13 protein-coding genes are annotated in these 17,659 nt (G+C 50.5%); 1 reads left to right on the top strand and 12 read right to left on the bottom strand.

Features of this window, described 5'->3' with window-relative positions; genetic code table 11:
- Positions 1-149: 149 nt before the first annotated feature.
- From BMY78_RS24970 to BMY78_RS24935, 8 genes are all read right to left on the bottom strand, one after another.
- The gene (locus tag BMY78_RS24970; RefSeq protein ID WP_090904054.1) at positions 150-1,286 is read right to left on the bottom strand and encodes a glycoside hydrolase family 88 protein; all 1,137 of its coding nucleotides are present in this window, start codon (positions 1,284-1,286) and stop codon (positions 150-152) included.
- 19 nt (positions 1,287-1,305) lie between these two features.
- On the bottom strand, positions 1,306-3,249 hold the full coding sequence (locus BMY78_RS24965; RefSeq protein ID WP_090904053.1) for a glycosyl hydrolase: 1,944 nt from the start codon (positions 3,247-3,249) through the stop codon (positions 1,306-1,308).
- A gap of 19 nt (positions 3,250-3,268) precedes the next feature.
- Positions 3,269-5,287 (bottom strand): heparinase II/III domain-containing protein, encoded by a 2,019-nt coding sequence (locus BMY78_RS24960; protein WP_090904052.1) that lies wholly within the window; start codon positions 5,285-5,287, stop codon positions 3,269-3,271.
- Between the two features lie 212 nt (positions 5,288-5,499).
- Positions 5,500-6,156 carry an SGNH/GDSL hydrolase family protein gene (locus BMY78_RS24955; RefSeq protein WP_090904344.1) on the bottom strand — a complete coding sequence of 219 codons (657 nt, stop codon included), beginning with the start codon at positions 6,154-6,156 and terminating at the stop codon, positions 5,500-5,502.
- Between the two features lie 108 nt (positions 6,157-6,264).
- The gene (locus tag BMY78_RS24950; RefSeq protein WP_090904051.1) at positions 6,265-7,068 is read right to left on the bottom strand and encodes an NAD-dependent epimerase/dehydratase family protein; all 804 of its coding nucleotides are present in this window, start codon (positions 7,066-7,068) and stop codon (positions 6,265-6,267) included.
- A 92-nt stretch (positions 7,069-7,160) separates the two neighbouring features.
- A complete protein-coding gene (locus BMY78_RS24945) occupies positions 7,161-7,490 on the bottom strand; it encodes an AzlD domain-containing protein (protein WP_090904050.1) in 330 nt (109 codons plus the stop codon).
- Positions 7,481-8,155, bottom strand: coding sequence for an AzlC family ABC transporter permease (locus BMY78_RS24940; RefSeq protein ID WP_090904343.1), 675 nt, complete (start codon positions 8,153-8,155; stop codon positions 7,481-7,483). The genes BMY78_RS24945 and BMY78_RS24940 overlap by 10 nt, the downstream gene beginning before the upstream one ends.
- A gap of 318 nt (positions 8,156-8,473) precedes the next feature.
- On the bottom strand, positions 8,474-10,447 hold the full coding sequence (locus BMY78_RS24935; protein WP_090904049.1) for a methyl-accepting chemotaxis protein: 1,974 nt from the start codon (positions 10,445-10,447) through the stop codon (positions 8,474-8,476).
- A gap of 308 nt (positions 10,448-10,755) precedes the next feature.
- Between BMY78_RS24935 and BMY78_RS24930 the strand changes: the two genes are divergently transcribed.
- Entirely contained in the window at positions 10,756-12,111 is a 1,356-nt protein-coding gene (locus BMY78_RS24930; protein WP_177185867.1) for a serine hydrolase domain-containing protein, read from the top strand.
- Positions 12,112-12,216: 105 nt separating this feature from the next.
- On the opposite strand, the gene nagZ is transcribed toward BMY78_RS24930, so the two are convergent.
- The 4 genes from nagZ to BMY78_RS24910 all read right to left on the bottom strand — a co-directional run bounded on the left by nagZ (position 12,217) and on the right by BMY78_RS24910 (position 17,387).
- A complete protein-coding gene (nagZ, locus tag BMY78_RS24925; RefSeq protein ID WP_090904047.1) occupies positions 12,217-13,911 on the bottom strand; it encodes a beta-N-acetylhexosaminidase in 1,695 nt (564 codons plus the stop codon).
- A gap of 69 nt (positions 13,912-13,980) precedes the next feature.
- Complete coding sequence (locus BMY78_RS24920) at positions 13,981-15,147, bottom strand: exo-beta-N-acetylmuramidase NamZ family protein (RefSeq protein WP_090904046.1); 1,167 nt, start codon at positions 15,145-15,147, stop codon at positions 13,981-13,983.
- Positions 15,147-15,857 carry a hypothetical protein gene (locus BMY78_RS24915; RefSeq protein WP_090904045.1) on the bottom strand — a complete coding sequence of 237 codons (711 nt, stop codon included), beginning with the start codon at positions 15,855-15,857 and terminating at the stop codon, positions 15,147-15,149. Before BMY78_RS24915 ends, BMY78_RS24920 begins: the two co-directional genes overlap by 1 nt.
- Before the next feature lie 420 nt (positions 15,858-16,277).
- Positions 16,278-17,387: an ABC transporter ATP-binding protein gene (locus BMY78_RS24910; protein WP_090904044.1), complete on the bottom strand. Its 1,110-nt coding sequence runs from the start codon at positions 17,385-17,387 to the stop codon at positions 16,278-16,280.
- Between the last annotated feature and the right edge of the window lie 272 nt (positions 17,388-17,659).

Here is a 17,659-nt window from a genome sequence, read left to right as displayed (position 1 = left end):
CCAAGGGTGTGCTCCGCCTCCTAGACAGGAATACCCTGTCCCGCTAGGAGGCAGGCACACTCGCACGGCTGTATGAGTAGGACGCATACTCATGCACCTCCTCACTCATACTCGCCGCTCGACGTGTGATGTTCCTGATACTCGTTTCTCTAAAATAAACCTGGACGTCCACGCAGCTTCGCCAGCGCCTCCATATAGAAATAATCGCCGTATATAATCGGCACATTCAAGCCACGACCCTCTGGATAATGCACCGTGCCCTGCATGATTAGACCTTCTTCCGCTGCCGTCTCACCGGAGCTGTAGTTCTCATGCAGCCCGCGAAGGATTCGCTCTGCCGCGGCCGCATATTGCTCGCCGCGCGGCGACAGCTTCGCCAGCTCCAACAGTCCGCTTGCGGCAATTGCCGAAGCGGACGAGTCCCACGCCACCTGATGCTCGGCAGGTGCGCGGAAATCCCACACCGGCACGATCTCTTCGCCAAGCATGGCGAGGAAGAAATCGGCCGCCCGCTCCGCTGTCTCCAGATAGCGTGCTTCGCCCGTATACCGGAAAGACAGCGCAAACCCGTGCAACGCCCAGGCGGTACCCCGCGCCCAGGCGGAACCTGGAGCATGGCCCTGCCCGCCATGCTCCTGCAGCTTCTGCCCCGTGAGTGGATCGAACTCCACCACGTGGCAGATGGACCCGTCAGCGCGGACGAATTCGCGCGCCACGGTGTCCGCATGCGCTTGCGCCAGGCAGCGGAAGCGCGGGTCGCCGCTCTGCTCGGATGCCCAGTAGAGCAGCGGCAGGTTCATCATGCTGTCAATGATGGCTACGCCGCGCGTATCCATGGTTGACGAGCTGAAGTTCCAGGCGCGGATGAATTCACCGCGCACGTTAAAGCGGGCAGCGAGCAGATTGGCGGCGAGCATGCCCCGCCGCCGACCATCTGCGCTGCCGGTCTGGCGGTAGTTGGCTACGCCACTAAGCAGCCAGATGAACCCAAGATCGTGATCCACCGATTCGGGATCACGCAGACAACCTTCCAATTGCCGTTCACAACTTTCGGCAATGCGGGTTAACGGAGCGACAGCTTGGTTTTCCGGTGACTCGCCATAGACAAGCCATAACAGCCCCGGCCAGAAGCCGGCGGTCCACCATTCGGGATCATTCCGGTCATATATGCCCTGCGGGGCGGTGTGCGGAAATGTATCCTTGATGCGCTTCGCGTTGCGAATCGTTTTGGCTGCTCCTTGCCGCCATGCTTCCTCCAGCCATTTCACAGATGTTGATGTATTCATTAACTTACCCCTCCTCTAATCAATGCACGATACCCAATCTGATCGTAAACGTTATACTTCGTCCACCGCTCACTTCCATCCGTGCTTCCTTCAGCAGCCCATTGCGGGATGCCACCGGCTGTTGCTTAAGATGAATGATGGCTCCTTCATCCAGCACGGTGGATTCCACATAAGCTCCCCGGTACTCGCTGCGCACAGCCTGCTTGGAATGAGTGATGTCAGCCTGCTCGCGTCCATCATTGAACATCAATGGAATGAGTGCCCCCACCGCCTCAAGCTCACCGTCGAATTCATAGGTCACAGTAAGCAACTCCGCCCGCTGTACATAACGGGTTCGCAGTGAATTGAGCCCGGGTAGTGGGCCGAGCCATGTCACTGTAAATGCATTGGTCTGATCCAGATGCTTCCCGTCATCTCCCCCTGTAGAGGCAGAAACATCTTCGACCTCTTGATCTAGCGTTTCAAGCAAAATCGAACCTCCGCCGTCGGCAGGATTAATCCCTGCATCCCTGTCATAGTCAGCACCTGACGGAATGCCCCCGGCAAGACTGTGCCAGTTCCCATCTGCCGTCTTCCAGACAGGACAATAGCTCAACGGACCAACTTCCCCTTCCGCAAACTCCGTGAATCCGGATTGCACATGTCCAGCTGCCGATGGACCGATCAGCCCCGGCAATCCCGCCTGTTGTATACGCACGAGACCGGGAACCGTGTATGGATCATTCATGGCCGTATGCAGAATCATTTGTTGACCTGGTACAGAGGCGATAATCGTTTCAAACCATCCATCGGCCTGCAACACTCGGTTGCCTATCTCAGAAGGAAGGTATATTTCCGTTACATCTTCACCAGGATCGCTAAGGCAGGCATGGGCCAGCGCTGCTGCCGTCCACAGATTATAACCCGTATGATTCGTATAGATTTCGTAGCCATGACGCGCCTCAGGGGGATACTCGTTGCGAACTATTTTCAGACGCCCATCATCCATCTTCCAACGCTCCACCGCTTCGAAACACCAATTGGCCGCACGAGCGAACGCCCCAGCCATCACCCGATCTCCAGCCTGTAATGCCTGTGCTGCATGGGCAGAACATACGTAGGCTGCTGCCGCTTCATTCCATTGATGTTGGGAGCTGCGTCCCCGCGGCGGAATCTCCCCCAGCGGTGAAAGTGTAAGCAGCGTACTGAATGCACCATGACGTAATTGTTCCTTCAACTCACCAGCACACGCCCCGTCATATCCCGCTTCAATCATGACATCCAGATGATAGCGTGTTGCAATATCATAGGAAAATGGACAATTCGGTCGGTCCAGCGGCCCGTCCTGATATAGTCCAAGCGGCGTAAATCGTGGCAGATGATACAGATTCAGATACCGATCCATCCAATCCGTACCCTCACTGGCAAGCTGCTCCCTCAAGCGCAGATATTCTCCGGAGATCATGATGGCGTTCCAGTTGATCATGCGATTGGAATTGTTCATTTTGCTCATTGTAAAAACATAATCTTGTTCAGGCTGTATCTTCTTGAGGGCCTCTGCCCAGACCTTTGCTTGCTCAGGCAAATGCGGCTTCAACAGGATGTAAGCTCTCATCATCAACACAGGAAAAAAGTCCGGATGATGATCCGGTGCACAACCCTCCACAACAACATCGATGCTGTGTGACAGGGCCGAGGCGGCCGAAGCAAGCAGATCCATATGTCCCGCTTGAACAAGAACTGATGCAGCCATTGCATAAGCTGGTGTGGAATAATATCGCTCCGCCTCCGAGAACGGATCAATAATGGCGCCACTACTGTCCTGGTATGGTGTATAAGCCCGAACAACACTCTCCACAAGGGCCAATTTGCGAGCCTGATTCCAACCATCTGACGAGGCAGGCCCCGCCTCTTCCGCCAGTTTACGGTAATTCTCGAGTACATCTTTCCATGGATAAGTTGATGCGGCTTTATACTCACTCACGTATGCTCACCTCCATCTTTCACTTTGGTTCAATCGTGAACTTCAGCTCACACACCGTCTCCGATAGATCAATTTCCTCACTTCCTGCAAAGGAGTTATCCAACTGCTCTCGCCATTCAAGTGATGTCCGATAGAATGTAACTGGCACATTGTCATGATCAACCGTATGAATGACCTCTATATCCGCCTGCCACTGATTTGCATCGTACGTCATACATACCGTTGCTCTCTCGCCATGCCATTGAATCTGCCCCTCATGTACCTTCTCAGGTACCTTTCTGCTCATAAACCGCTCCGTCACACTCGGCCGGTGCAATTCTCCCACCGAATGTAACGTGCCTGATGAAGACGCCGCTCTGTTTTTCCATTGAAATCGATCCTTCAGACGAAGTTCTGCCACGCTCCCGACATCATTAGCAGAACTGCTCCAATGCAGCTGGCGTGTATAACAAGCGAGCAAAGTTGCTTCAGGATAAGCTGCTGTCAGTTCCAAACGGGCTTCCAGTGTACGGTCATCGTCCGAAACCTTCGCCTCAAGGATCTGTGCTTGCGCCTCACGCCCCGAGCTCTGCTCCTTCCCCTCAATCCGGGGCACGCTATGCCCGGACGAACTAATGTGGAACAACTGCTCTCTACCCGGAGCAAAATAGGCTTGTGTATACAGCCCTGCTCCCGGATCACAAAGAATATTTTCGCCACCACAATGGATCATAAATTGCCCAAGATCATTATGGTTATGGGGTTCCTCGTTATGCCCGGCCTTGATGGAAAAGGCAATAGCGAGAGGTTCATCTCTGGTAAGATCTGCGCTTGGAGAATCAAGTGCTCCCTTCGCAATCATCCAGCCCAAATCTTCCAAAATGATCCCTCGTTCCGCCGGAACAGCCCCCACTTCTTGAAGGTACATTGCCGGACTGCTCCACATCACGTTACGCAGCAGGTGAGCCCAACGATGACAGGGATCATTGATAAACAAAGGGATATGAAACGGAAGATCCACCTGTATACCGAAACGAGATGCCAGAAGTGAGAGCAAGCCCGAAGGAATCTCTTGCTGCTCCGCACTATCCGAATAATTCACGAAGGTTCCTCCTGACAGATGTACCCGCAGTGGAAAGGCTGCTATCGCCGCTATTTTCGAACCACTCAGCAGATCCAACTTACCTTCACTGTATTCACGCAGCATGTCGGCATAATAGACGAAATAGCCGAACCCATACACCCAGTAACCAATGCCTTCTGCACAGCCGCCATCCATGCCATATCCACTCAGAAATGCCTGCATGGAACGAATCGTCTGACCAACCGATTCCGTCAGAATCGCTTCTTCCTCCAGCAGTAATAATCCAGCCATGCCACAGCATCCGCTGCACACAGCAGACCAGTTATGCTCTGCATCTTGCCAGTGATAGGTACGTTGTTCCCGATAGAGCGGTGTGAAGATGCGCCGCTCGGCCTCAGACCTAATCCGCTGGATGATACGTGGATCCAGTCGATCCGCGTGAATTGTTACGATTTCGGCCAGCATATGTACCGTCTCCGCGGCAAACAGATCGATATTACCGTTGACCTGTTCCACTCCCCCCGAACCCAAATGTGCAGGCAAACACCATGTATACTCACCACATACATCCCACAACATATTTTCCAATGTCTCTATCCATCTCGGCGCATTCAAATCCACAGCGAGCAGCGCTATTGCCGCAAGACGTCCCCTGCGTTCAAAATACGCATCCTCATACAACTTTCGTTCCCCTATATCCCCAAACTTCCGATAAAGACCGAATGACAGCGAAGGCAAGCTTTCGTTCAGGGCACGTTCCCCATAGCTGCTCAGATCTGTGTAAAAAGAAGCTAGCTCTGGTTGCAATAATGCCTTTCCAATGGCATCGATAGAGCAGATTGAGGGTGCTGCTGAAGCAAGCAGAACCTGCTGGCTCCTCTTTCTGTCTTGTACCATCCGATGTACTGCCTGTTGAATGACTGCAGGATCCGGCATGGTGAAGGAATTGGCTTTACTTTGATTGGTGTTTTCCATTGAATTCACCCTAATCTATATGGAATACGAAGACTTCATTATATGTAACCGATTTCATTTTACCGGATAATGCCGTACTTTTGAAGAGTTATCCATCATATTCAACCAAATTAACCACAGAATCCCTGCCCCAAATATAAAAAAACGAAGAACCCCCCGGGTTCCTCGTTACATTCAGCTTTGCAGCGCAGATTTGATATATCCAATGTCTATTAACCAATCGCAAGTGGAGAATTCTGTACAACAGACAGCCACTGACGTGCAATCAGCTCATGACCCGCTGCAGTTGGATGCACACCATCCCATAACCAGTAGGCAGCGTCAGCTTGTTCGAGAGCATCGTTGAACGTTTGCTGCAAAGGTACCCAGACGGCCCCGAACTCACTTGCGAGTTCACGGACCAGATTTTGATACTGCCCGATACGCTCCTGCCATGTGTCCCAAAGCTCCACTGTAGCTCCGGTTTTAAGAATGAACGGCTCCATTAAAACCAACCCAGTATTCGGCATCACTTCGCGTGTCTCCTCCAGCAAATGACGATATGCACGTCCAAGACGATCCGTCACACCACTAGGTTCGCCATTCATGGTACGCCATGCATCATTAACACCAATTAGAATACTGATCAGATCCGGCTTCAAACTAAAGGTATCCTCGTTCCAACGTGCATACAGATCGGAAGCGCGGTCCCCGCTAATTCCTCTGTTGTAGAACGTTGGCTGCTTGGCTGCCAGTTCCACACCCAGTTTGCTTGAGATCAGATACGCATAGCCATGCCCGAGAAAATGATTCGGATCATCATTGCGCGATCTTCCCCCATCTGTAATGGAGTCTCCCTGAAAAAGTATAACGGATGAATGTGTACTCATAATCAAAACCGTTCCTTCCTGTATGTAAAATGAAAACCTCAACCTTTCAGTCTCCATTTTATCCCTTTCGGACGCAATAGAAAATAGCGTTTTCAGGTCTTTAATATTTCAGGATTTCGGGTCCTTCGCGACATATCCTCCGCCCTGATATTCCGTCTCATCCTGCTTATCCGGCGCTCCCTTGCGTTTCGCTTCGTCCCACAACACTGCCGCGTCGTCCTTGGGGCGGTACCCAATCTTCTGTTCCAGATATCCAATATCATAATAATTGTCCGTATTCGCTGAAGTTCCATATAGATTAACGTATTTCATGCTTGAATCCGCCTCAATGCAGCACTCGGCAAGCTGTACCATATCTCTGGGAGAGATCCAAATATGTGCGGAACGCTCAGAGTGTGGATGTGCATCACCCGAGAAGTTGCCTATTCGAATATTGAATGACGACAGGTCATATTTATCCACGTAATATCGCCCAAGCAGCTCGATATAACATTTGCTGAGCCCGTAGAAACTGTCTGGCCGATATGGATCATCCACTTCGATATCCTCTCCTGTTGGATAAAACCCTGTCGCATGATTTGAACTCGCAAAAATAACCCGCTGTACACCATTCAACCGAGCAGCTTCATACACATGGTAGGCCCCTGTTACGTTGATCGGTAGGACTTTGCCCAGAAAATCTTCTTCATCCTTGGCCCATGCAATATGCAGCACCGTGTGAACACCCTGCATCAGCTCTTTCAATCGTTCTTCGTCGGTCACATCCATCGTTACAATGCCTGCTTGAGGATCTTCATGAAGATCGGCAGCTACGATGTCATACTTGCCCTTTTCCCTCAGCCCCTCCAGCAGACTGCGACCAATGACTCCCGCCGCTCCCGTAATCAATATTCTGTGCTTTGAGTCGCTCATGGATTTAGCTCCCTTCGCTCTATTACGATCTTATAGAACATTATTAACCGTTAGAGCGAAGGATTTACCTGATCCCATAAAGGCCCCATATATTAACCCATCAAGTACCGCAAAATCATCATCGCAACAATACCGACTAGTACGGTTCCGAGCAGACTTCGTGTCCAGATGGCTACTGCAATCGTAGGCAGTGCTGCCCACAGGGCTGGATTATGTGTAATCGGCACCCACTGGTTATCCGCCATGAACAGTTCCTGACCGATCAGTGCCGCCATGACCGCAACGGGTACATACTCAAGCCAGCGTAACAGCCACATCGGAATCTGTATTTTACTGAACAGCATGAGCGGCAATACGCGCGGGATGAACGTTAACAAAGCCGAACCCATAATAATCCAGAATACATCCCATCTTACTTCCATCGTTCCATCACTACTCCCATCGTTGCCGCAATGACCGCAGCCACAATGACACTCATGCTGCCAAGTGAAGCCATGCTGGCGAAGATTACACAGACAACAGCGATAATCGCCACATTGATGTGGTTTTTTTTATTTTTGCGCTGCATCAGTTGAAGCACTACCAGACCAATAAACATTGCAGGCAGGGCAAAATCAAGTCCAAACCGCTCGGGATTGGTTATCCAGCGCCCAAAGTAAGCCCCCGCCATATTCGCCACAAACCAATTCAGATATGCTGTAATGTTCAGACCGTGCATCCAGCGCTCACTCAACGTTTTCCGTCCAATCGCTCGCGTCATCGCCACGCCAAAGGACTCGTCGGTAAGCAGCGAGCCGATCCACATATTTTTAAGCGGCGTCAGATGACGAAAGTAAGGTGATACGGCTGCACTCAGCAGCAGATGGCGAAGATTCACGAAAAATATGGTGAAAATGATAGCAGTCGCTGAACCACTCGAGGCAAGCATGCCCGCGGCAATAAACTGGGCCGATCCAGCGTATACAATCAGACTAAGCAGTGCCGTTTCCGCCAAACTTAGGCCTGCCGTCATTTCAATGACACCCGCTGCAAAACCAATACTTAAATATCCAAGCAGGGTTGGGATACAGTCCTTAACCCCTTGCATAAATGTAGCATCATCCAGCACCTCTTCGGTATTTGCGGGCCCGGATGTCAGTGGTATCGATTTATCCAAATCCGGTTCATCCCCTCTCCATCTCATCCACATCTTGCGGATTACTTTTAATTTAGAAATATACCACAAGATGAGACATTCAGGGAGAGACAGATTCATTTTTACAGAACATAACAGATCAGAACAGATCAGAACAGATCAGAACAGATCCATTCCGCGCCTTCATACACCGTTGAATAACGAAGGACATCAATAAGAAAAAGACTGCAGGGTTACAACCCCACAGTCTCTTTTAGAATGGATATTGAACTATAACTTGAATTTCTCAATCAGGCTTTGCAGATCTTCAGCCATACGGGACAATGCCGCAGAAGAAGCTGCAACCTCTTCCATTGTAGCGAGCTGCTCCTGCGCAGCAGCTGAACCATCCTCGGTTCCTGAGGCAATCTGATTGGATAATTCAATGGTGTCATTCACTTCCTTGGACACATAACTCATGCCTCCATCGATCTGACGGGAAGCTGCCGACACTTCTCCAGCTTGTGCAGCAACCAACTGCACCGCACTACGGATATTTTTGAAGGCCTCTCCCGCCTCCGTGATCATTTGCGTACTTTTAATCATACCTTCTCCTGTATGGGCAAAGGTGGACTGTACCGCATTCGTTTTCTCTTGCATCTCACGCATAAGTTCATTAATACGTTCGGCAGCACTGCCTGAATTGTTAGCTAGAGACTTCACTTCGTTGGCAACGACAGCAAAGCCTCGACCCTGTTCACCTGCTCTTGAAGCTTCAATAGATGCATTCAAGGCCAGGATATTGGTCTGTTTGGCGATGTTGGTGATCTCGGCCACAATCTCAACAATCTCTTCATTTTTCGCACGAAGATCCTGTATGACAACAGCCATGGTCTCACTCTCATCATTCACCTTCTGAATATGAGCAACCGCATCTTCCACCGTAACCATACCCGCTTCGGACTTGGAAGATGCTTCTACAGCTATACGAGCAGTGTCTTCAGCACTCGATGAGATTCCTTTGACCCCAATAGACATTTCACTGACGAGTTGACCCGTTGCAGCAAGACTGGCGTTTTGTTTGTTCGTTCCTGACGCTGCATCCTGCATCAATTCAGCAACCTGTTCCGTTGCTCTGGATGTCTGTTCAGAACTCGCCATCAGCTCCTCAGAGGATGCCGCTAGCTGGCTTGATGTATCATGCACTTCGCCAAGAACGTTACGCAGCGAAGATGTCATGGTATCGAAGCTTTCCCCGAGTTGTCCGAACTCGTCACGGCGCTGCAAGCCTACTCGAACCGTCAGATCACCCGCGCTTACTTTGGATGCTGCCTGGGTCAATTGCAACAATGGACGGTGAATGCTGCGAATAATGAATACGAGCAGAATAATACCAATAATCAATGAAGCCCCTACCAGAGTGTAGGCACGGATCAAGATCGGTCTTACCGCATCTGCTGCTTCAGAAGGAACCATCTCACCGACAATTTTCCAGCCTGTTTCGGGATTCGTATAGAATACGGCCTCCAATTCTTGTCCATCATACGTGTACTTTACAGTTCCTTGATTTTTTTTATACATCTCATTAATGTAGCTCTCATTGGACTGCACACCGGATTCAATCTTGTAGTGGAAAAGAAACTTCCCGCCGTTATCCAGCATATACAGTTTTCCTTGTTCACCTATATGTATCTTATCAACAGATTCTTTCAAATGATTGAGACTTACATTGGCACCAAATACCCCTTTCCCATCGGCCAGCTTGGCAGCTGCGGTGACAACCCATTCTCCCGTGGTTACCGACTGGAACGTATCTGAGATAATTGGTTCATCTGATGACATCGCCATCGTGTACCAGCTGCGCTCCCGTGGATCATAGATCTGCTGCCCGGGGTCAGGGGATTTCATCCAGCTGCCATCTTCAGCGCCGGCAGTTAATACGCCCAGTTCTTTATGAGCCTTGGACATACGGTCCATTTGTCTTTGTAGGGCTGGTGATTTATTGATAATATCTGTTGAAGTAATACCGGCGGCGAATTGCGCTGCATTATCCTTCTCCATATCCAGCATCTGACTAATCTGCAGACTGAGCATTTCCGTTTTGGCCTGAGCGGAATGAATAATTTCTACGTTGACCTGATCTGCTGCTTTTAAATAAGACAACCATCCCACACTAATGCTCGGTACAATCAGGAACAGGAGCAACGAAGCGATCAGACGTTTCTTAACCGTTAATGTAAACCAATTGCGAATCCTTTTCTTCATTTAAATATCCCCCATCATCATCTTCACCCTTTTTTATCGGACAAACGTAGTAAAAATATTATGTATGGATACTAAAATGAATCGAAATTACATTATTTTTGTTAGGATAATAGAAAATGATGCTCATTCCCCGTTTTGACCCCCTCTTCGTGATCGTTTACAATATCTCATAAGCTGGTTATCCATGAAACGACTGGAAGGAGAGGATTCGAATCTTACGCAAGTCGCATGTGCAACAACCTGTTACCAGATTATTTTCATCTATGTTACGTATTCTGTTAGCCCTCATCCTTTGTGCAGGCCCCATTATGGGACAAGCCAGTTTCACGGCATCCGCGGCACAAGAGACGCAAACAGTTCACATTGAAGTGAATGGTCAAGAGCAATCGTGGAAAAATGCACCCCTTGTATACAAAGGCACAACATATGTTCCATTGCGAGATGTTGTTACCTCTGTAAATGGCACCTTGAAGTGGGAAGCTCGTACCAAAACGGCTACGATTACCGTTGGTCGAGACAAGCTGGTTCACCAGGCTGGCAGTGATTTCATACAGGTTAATCAGATTCGTCTGTCCTCCGGTGTGCAGTCCCGCACCATTAACGGCACACTGATGTTACCTGTCCGCGCGCTTGCCAATGCACTCAAAGCGGATATTAAAGTACAACGTACAGCCTCAGGGCAGATGAGTGTTAATATCGAGACGGACAAAGTAAGCCTATTAAATAGTCAAGTCGCCAGTGTAGACAGCTATTTGCGCGAAATTGATTTTCCCGGTATGGCTCTGATTGCCCGCAATGGAAAAGTCCTGCTTCGCCAAGGCTACGGACTAGCGGATGAACAAACGTTGAATCGTCCGGATCAGAAGACTAGAATCGCCTCTCTGAGCAAGTCCTTCACCGCAGCCTCTATTCTGAGCTTGGTTGAAAAAGGAAAGCTCGATGTGCAAGATCCAATATCCAAATACATCTCCGGTATACCGAAGGGAGATCAGATCACGCTCCATATGCTGTTATCCCAGACTTCAGGTCTCCCGTCCGCCTTTGGCCGGGGTGAAGGCACTTCATTGGAAGAAACGGTAGAGGAAATCCGGCACAAAACATTGAAATTCGAACCAGGTAGTGCCTATTTATACAGTAACAGTGGTTATGTTCTGCTGGCCTATGTTATTGAACAGGTTTCTGGCATGAGTTATGCCGATTATGTACAACAGACCATTTTGAAGCCGCTCGGCATGAAGGACTCCGGAGAAGCTTCCCGCAAGATCCATACGAATAGTGGATTTGTTGCGGAGAATAAGCAGTGGGTACCTGCCCCTTATTATGTTTCACAATCAGGTTCAGGGACGATCTACTCCACCGTGGACGATTTGCTGAAGTGGGATCGGGCACTGTACACGGACAAAATTCTGAGCCAGGATACGATTGAACAGATGTATGAGCCATATTCGGATAAAAATTATGGCTACGCCTGGATTCTCAAGGAAAACGATCAGAATCGTACCGTCTTCCATAACGGTAGCGGCGGTGGTTTTGCCACAGCGTTCTCACGCAATTTAACAGACGATGTTACCATTATTCTGCTTGGTAATCATGCGGGTATGGATATGACTTCGCTCATGGATGAAGTCGAGGCTAAGACAGCTAAGGCACTGAATCTGCAATAATTTTGCAATTATTCATTAGATATAGCAGAAGGGACGGTCCATTACAGGATCGTCCCTTCTGCTATATTGGTCTTCATAATCCGGATCATAATTTCGCTTCGTTCGTCATTTAACGCCTGTCTGCTTTATGGATACAGGAAGCTTTCCAGCAAAAGGAATATGCCCCATCAGCGCCCGAGCAGCGCTATCCATGGCAAGCGGCCTGCTCTCGTACGCTGTCACATAGACCTTTATCTCCGGGATCGCAAGCAGGTCATAGGGACTGCGGAGCGCCACAACAGCGAGCGGCTTGCCCAATTGCTGCAGCCAACCGATCAACCTGCACTGCGGATCACCGGCGGCACTGCCTGCATTATAAGTCCCCACTACAATCTGGCGAATGTCATCCTCTTCCGCAGCTTGAAGCAGACGAGCAGAACGGATGGCAACTTCCTCTGGCGAGACTGTTACATCGACCACATCCAGACCGCAATGCGACAAAGCCGAGCCTAGGGTAACCGCCTGCGTCAGCTGTTCGTCGGCAATCGTTGTGACAGATGTAGCAACCGTTATGACCAGTGTACGTTCCGGCTTCAAAGGAAGCATGTTCAGTTGGTCACGCACCAGCGTGATGCTGTTCTCACTGATTCGTCGAGCCACCTCTTGATGTGACGGTTGGTTACGCTCTTGGCGCTCGAATGAAGCTGGATGAATTGATGCCTCAGCGGAGATTGCAGTCGACACCGCTCCGTGCACTCCATCATCACCTGTGCCCGCTCCATTCTCGAGCCGTTTGGCCTTGTATTTCAGCAACCGAGTTACAGATTCATCAATGCGCGCCTCGCTGATTCGCCCACTCTGCACGGCTGCCAGCAGCGCTTCAAATGCCCCTGCCTGAAGATGAGCTGTGTGGCTGATCAACACCAGATCTGCACCGGCCTCTACCGCCATTACAGCTGCATCTACAGTCCCATAGTTGGCGGCAATCGCGTCCATCTCCATACAATCCGTTACTATCATGCCGTCATACCCCAGCTCCTGACGAAGCAATCCACTTAACACGGCTCGCGATAGTGTCACAGGCAGACGCTCCGGTTCCAGAGCCGGAAAATAAATATGTGCCGACATCATCGCATCAACACCTGCCGCTATGGCAGCCCGGAACGGAATCAGCTCGACATGCTCTACTCGTTCCCGATCATGGGTGATGACCGGGAGATCCAGATGCGAATCGGTATCCGTATCCCCGTGACCTGGGAAATGTTTGGCTGTCGCAGAAATGCCAGCATCTTGTACTCCCGCAATGCTTCTGACCCCATACGCTGCCACGGACTGCGGTGATTCCCCAAATGAACGCACACCGATTACCGGATTGGCAGCGTTGTTGTTTACATCCAGGACCGGAGCAAAGTTCATGTTAATTCCCATGGATCTCAGCTCCACCCCACTGATATAGGCTGCCTGGTATGCATCCTCGATGGAACCTGCTGCCGCAATCGCCATTTGTCCCGGCATCAGGGCGATCCCTTCGGTAATCCGGGCCACCATGCCGCCCTCCTGATCAATGGATATCCAAAGCGGTACATTACCGCTATCGACAGCAATCCGTTGCAGCCCCGACGATAACCGCTCTACCTGCTCCGGCGACTCGACGTTGCGCGCAAAATAGATTACGCCGCCAATGGGATACTTTCGCAGAAAAGCGTCCACCTCCCCGGCAGCCTCGGTGCCATGAAAGCCGCAAAGCAGCATTTGTCCAATTTTCTCACGCAAGGTCATCTGTTTCAGCTTCAACGCGTATATCTCTTTTGGCTCACTCATTCCATGCCTCCTCCCCAGGACAAACATCATCCGTACATTACGCGACATTCTATTGATGAATTTCACTCTTTATGGGTATAGCAAAAACGGCTTCCGCCGTTCCTTCCATTCCTCTGCCTCTGCGTTCCAATCTTCCATCAAGCGTACTAATTCTTCACGGTCATGAATGACATCCCTGACTTTCCTGCCTCCGGTCAACAGATCAATAAAATAACGGGAGCCCGGCTGTGGCGGCTCCAACCAGCGAAATTGCTCCGGATAGAGCGACGCCAGTTCATGTAAAAGCACCAGACCTGTATCTACCGCCCGGAATGCCCTGCTGTCTGTCACGAAAATCCTCACACCTCCACACAGCTCACCTGCATGTTTGGAGAAGGTTGGCGACATGTACACCGGATGCACATGAACACCCTCCAGTTTGTGTTCCCGAAAGCGTTCCGCCAGTCGTTCACCCTCAATCCAAGGTGCTCCAATCCACTCAAATGGGCGGGTCGTGCCCCTGCCTTCCGATACATTGGTGCCTTCGAACAGGCAAGTACCCGCATACACCCGCACACTGTCCATTGTAGGCATATTGGGAGAGGGCAGCATCCAGGGAAGCTCACAATCCGTAAACTCCATGGAGCGCCGCCATCCTTCCATTACGATCACATCCAGTTCGCAGGGCACCTCCATCTCACTGTTGACCAACAGGGCCAATTCACCTACCGTCAGTCCGGTGCGGACAGGAACACGCCAAGCGCCAACGAGTGATTCATACCCCGCGCTTAGTAGGCTGCCTTCTACCGTATCCCCGCCCAGCGGATTGGGACGGTCCAGCACCAGCAGGCGTTTGCCTGCTTCGGCACAGGCCTCCATCATGTGGAACAAGGTTGATGCATACGTGTAATAACGGACACCCACATCCTGGATGTCAAACAGCACCGTATCCACCTCAGCCAGCATCGCAGGGGTAGGCTTCTTGTGTTCCCCATAAAGGCTGAGCACAGGGATGCCCAGACGTGGATGCACTGTATTCCCGAATCGGACACCAGCTTGAAGTTCACCTTCCAGCCCGTGCTCACACGCATAAAGCGCTGTAAGCTTGGCCTCTGCCAAGCTGGCACAAACATCCACCGTAGAGACAAAATTTGCCGTAATACCCGTAGGGTTTGTCATCAATCCAATACGCGCATCCGTTAACCATTGGTGGGAGAATCCTCCCGACAGAAGATCAACTCCAGTTTTTACACCCATCACACATTCCCTTGGCTGATCCACCCCGTATGCTGGTGGTCATTGCCGCCAGATGTGACAGGTTCCTCTTCCGGTTCCAGCACATTAAGGGACACCTTATGCTGATAGATGGCAAACATGCCCGCGAACAGCGCTCCGAAGCCAACAACCGTCAGCATTAGCAGAGCCGTCAGACACAGCGCCTGAAAACAGGCTCCCATCGTGTACCCCGGATGACGGAAGAATAGCTTCACACTTTCCCCCATCGCCTGAATGATGCCCATGTTCTTTTGCAGAACAAGCTGCCAGGTATAGAACTGCGACATGAGCGCCATGAGGACGAAGAACGTTTGGAACATGCTCACCGCTGTACCTGTAATTCCGCCCTGTCCGCCGTAATACCACCAGGTTGACCAGAGAATGAAGCCAAGCACGGCGAAAAGCACACCTACTGCCCCTCCCGGGATGAATCCCTTCATCGTTCCGTTCCAGATATCCTTAAGCCCATTGCGGCGTTCCTTGCGTTCCAGCCTGTGATGCACGGCATAACTGACACCGAACAGGATTGGCATATAAATCACGGCCAAAAGCAGCACCGCGATTGGCAGCGGAGCAAACATCAGAATGGGCACCAGCACGATGGAGCTGACAACACTGTACAGGGCCACCGGAATGATATCCCGATAGATTTCCGCCCCCGACTTGACCAAGACTTCACTCAGCTTACGCATTTTCATTCTCCCCTCTATATAAGTTGACCCACACATTTACACGATAACGGAGAAGACAGAACTAAAATGGAAAAGAAAGTGTTGTCCCATAAGGACTGTCTCAAAAGGTCTCCCCATTTCGATTGGCTTGGCCGCACCGCTGGTCAGTATGTTGCAACCAAACTTGCAATGTGCCCCAAACTTCCAATGTGCTAACGAATCTACCGCACCTTAAACGAAGGATTTTCGAGGCATACAAATTTTAACGAACTTCAGTGCCGTTATTTCAGTACAAACAAGGCGTCAGAGCCTAATAAACAACGTCATCGAGTATATAACGTCTCTGTGATTCGTTACATTTCAAACCGGTGCAAATGGGTGCGAATAACGTGTGTAAGGTTCGTTAAAAATTCACGCTCTTTGCTTATAGGACAGCGCCGCTTACTCCCGTCCAATCGCCAACTCCGTCTCCGGGTCAAAAAAGTGCGCCTTACGCAGGTCCAGTACAAAGTTTTTGTCCATGCCTACATAAGCATGTGTTTCCGGGTGAACCTTGGCCGTAACGGTACGGGCACCCGAATGGAAATAAACCAGATTCTCGGAGCCCAGATGCTCTACTACCTGGACCCGCGCCTGCAGCATATGATCTGTCGGGATATTCGGAGCGACATCGTCACCAAAAATATGCTCTGGACGCAGCCCCATAATTACCGGCTTGCCTTGATGGCTCTGAAGACGAGCGAGTACATCTTCTGGCAAGGTGAATGATGCACCGTCCACGACAACCTGTGTGCCTTCAATCCGGGCATCAATGAAATTCATCGCCGGGGAACCGATAAATCCGGCAACAAACATATTACGGGGACTCGCATACAATTCTTTCGGCGAAGCCACTTGCTGAATATCTCCATGATTCATGACCACGATGCGCTCCCCAAGTGTCATCGCCTCCACCTGATCATGCGTGACGTATACAATTGTGGCACCGAGCCGCTTATGCAGCTCGCCCAATTCCACTCGCATCTGTACCCGCAGCTTCGCATCCAGATTGGAGAGCGGCTCGTCGAACAGAAACACCTGCGGATCACGGACGATCGCACGCCCTACCGCCACACGCTGGCGCTGACCACCGGACAGCTCGCGCGGTTTGCGCTCCAGCATCGCCTCCAGCCCCAGAATGGAGGCCGCATTCTGTACCTGTTCATCGATATATGATTTTGGCTTCTTGAGATTTTTCAGCCCAAAGGACAGATTTTCACGTATCGTCATATGCGGATAAAGCGCATAATCCTGAAATACCATCGCGATATCGCGATCCTTCGGATGCAGATCATTCACGACCCGTTCCCCGATGACAATATCACCACTCGTCTGTTTTTCCAGACCCGCAATCATCCGCAGTGACGTTGTCTTGCCACAGCCCGAAGGACCCACAAAAACCACGAATTCCTTATCTTCTATAACAAAGTCCGAGCCGGCCACAGCCGTGAACGTTCCTTTATGATCGTCTTTGAATTCTTTGCGCACTTGGCGAAACTCCACGCGTGCCATAGGTAGATCCCCCTTTACGTTGTCGCTTGTCCTGAACTATATAAGCTCCACTAACGAATATTTACACGGGCACTCCGATGACAGAACAACCTTCCGATCGCTGTTATCCCCAGATTTCTTTGATTCCTTTATAAAAAGGGGAAATCCGGTGATAGCGTATGCTTCCGATGTAGCTTTCTTTTAGAAAGCTTTTAGGCGAACGCTTTCGCTTCTTCAGGTTATTTCTGTCCTCTCCGTTATGGTGTAAATGTTTAGTTGAACATATATAGGAA

Origin of the sequence: Paenibacillus sp. OK076, assembly GCF_900110055.1 — a bacterium.
Taxonomy (GTDB): Bacteria; Bacillota; Bacilli; order Paenibacillales; family Paenibacillaceae; genus Paenibacillus.
This window is presented reverse-complemented; position numbering and strand designations above follow the sequence as displayed.

Excerpts from the sequence above, each read along its gene's own strand:
- BMY78_RS24915 (WP_090904045.1), bottom strand. The coding sequence starts at position 15,857 with ATGCGTAAGCTGAGTGAAGTCTTGGTCAAGTCGGGGGCGGAAATCTAT.
- nagZ (WP_090904047.1), bottom strand. The coding sequence starts at position 13,911 with ATGAGTGAGCCAAAAGAGATATACGCGTTGAAGCTGAAACAGATGACC.
- BMY78_RS24940 (WP_090904343.1), bottom strand. The coding sequence starts at position 8,155 with ATGCAAGGGGTTAAGGACTGTATCCCAACCCTGCTTGGATATTTAAGT.
- BMY78_RS24935 (WP_090904049.1), bottom strand. The coding sequence starts at position 10,447 with ATGAAGAAAAGGATTCGCAATTGGTTTACATTAACGGTTAAGAAACGT.
- BMY78_RS24970 (WP_090904054.1), bottom strand. The coding sequence starts at position 1,286 with ATGAATACATCAACATCTGTGAAATGGCTGGAGGAAGCATGGCGGCAA.
- BMY78_RS24920 (WP_090904046.1), bottom strand. The coding sequence starts at position 15,147 with ATGGGTGTAAAAACTGGAGTTGATCTTCTGTCGGGAGGATTCTCCCAC.
- BMY78_RS24960 (WP_090904052.1), bottom strand. The coding sequence starts at position 5,287 with ATGGAAAACACCAATCAAAGTAAAGCCAATTCCTTCACCATGCCGGAT.
- BMY78_RS24945 (WP_090904050.1), bottom strand. The coding sequence starts at position 7,490 with ATGGAAGTAAGATGGGATGTATTCTGGATTATTATGGGTTCGGCTTTG.
- BMY78_RS24930 (WP_177185867.1), top strand. The coding sequence starts at position 10,756 with ATGGGACAAGCCAGTTTCACGGCATCCGCGGCACAAGAGACGCAAACA.
- BMY78_RS24955 (WP_090904344.1), bottom strand. The coding sequence starts at position 6,156 with ATGAGTACACATTCATCCGTTATACTTTTTCAGGGAGACTCCATTACA.
- BMY78_RS24910 (WP_090904044.1), bottom strand. The coding sequence starts at position 17,387 with ATGGCACGCGTGGAGTTTCGCCAAGTGCGCAAAGAATTCAAAGACGAT.
- BMY78_RS24950 (WP_090904051.1), bottom strand. The coding sequence starts at position 7,068 with ATGAGCGACTCAAAGCACAGAATATTGATTACGGGAGCGGCGGGAGTC.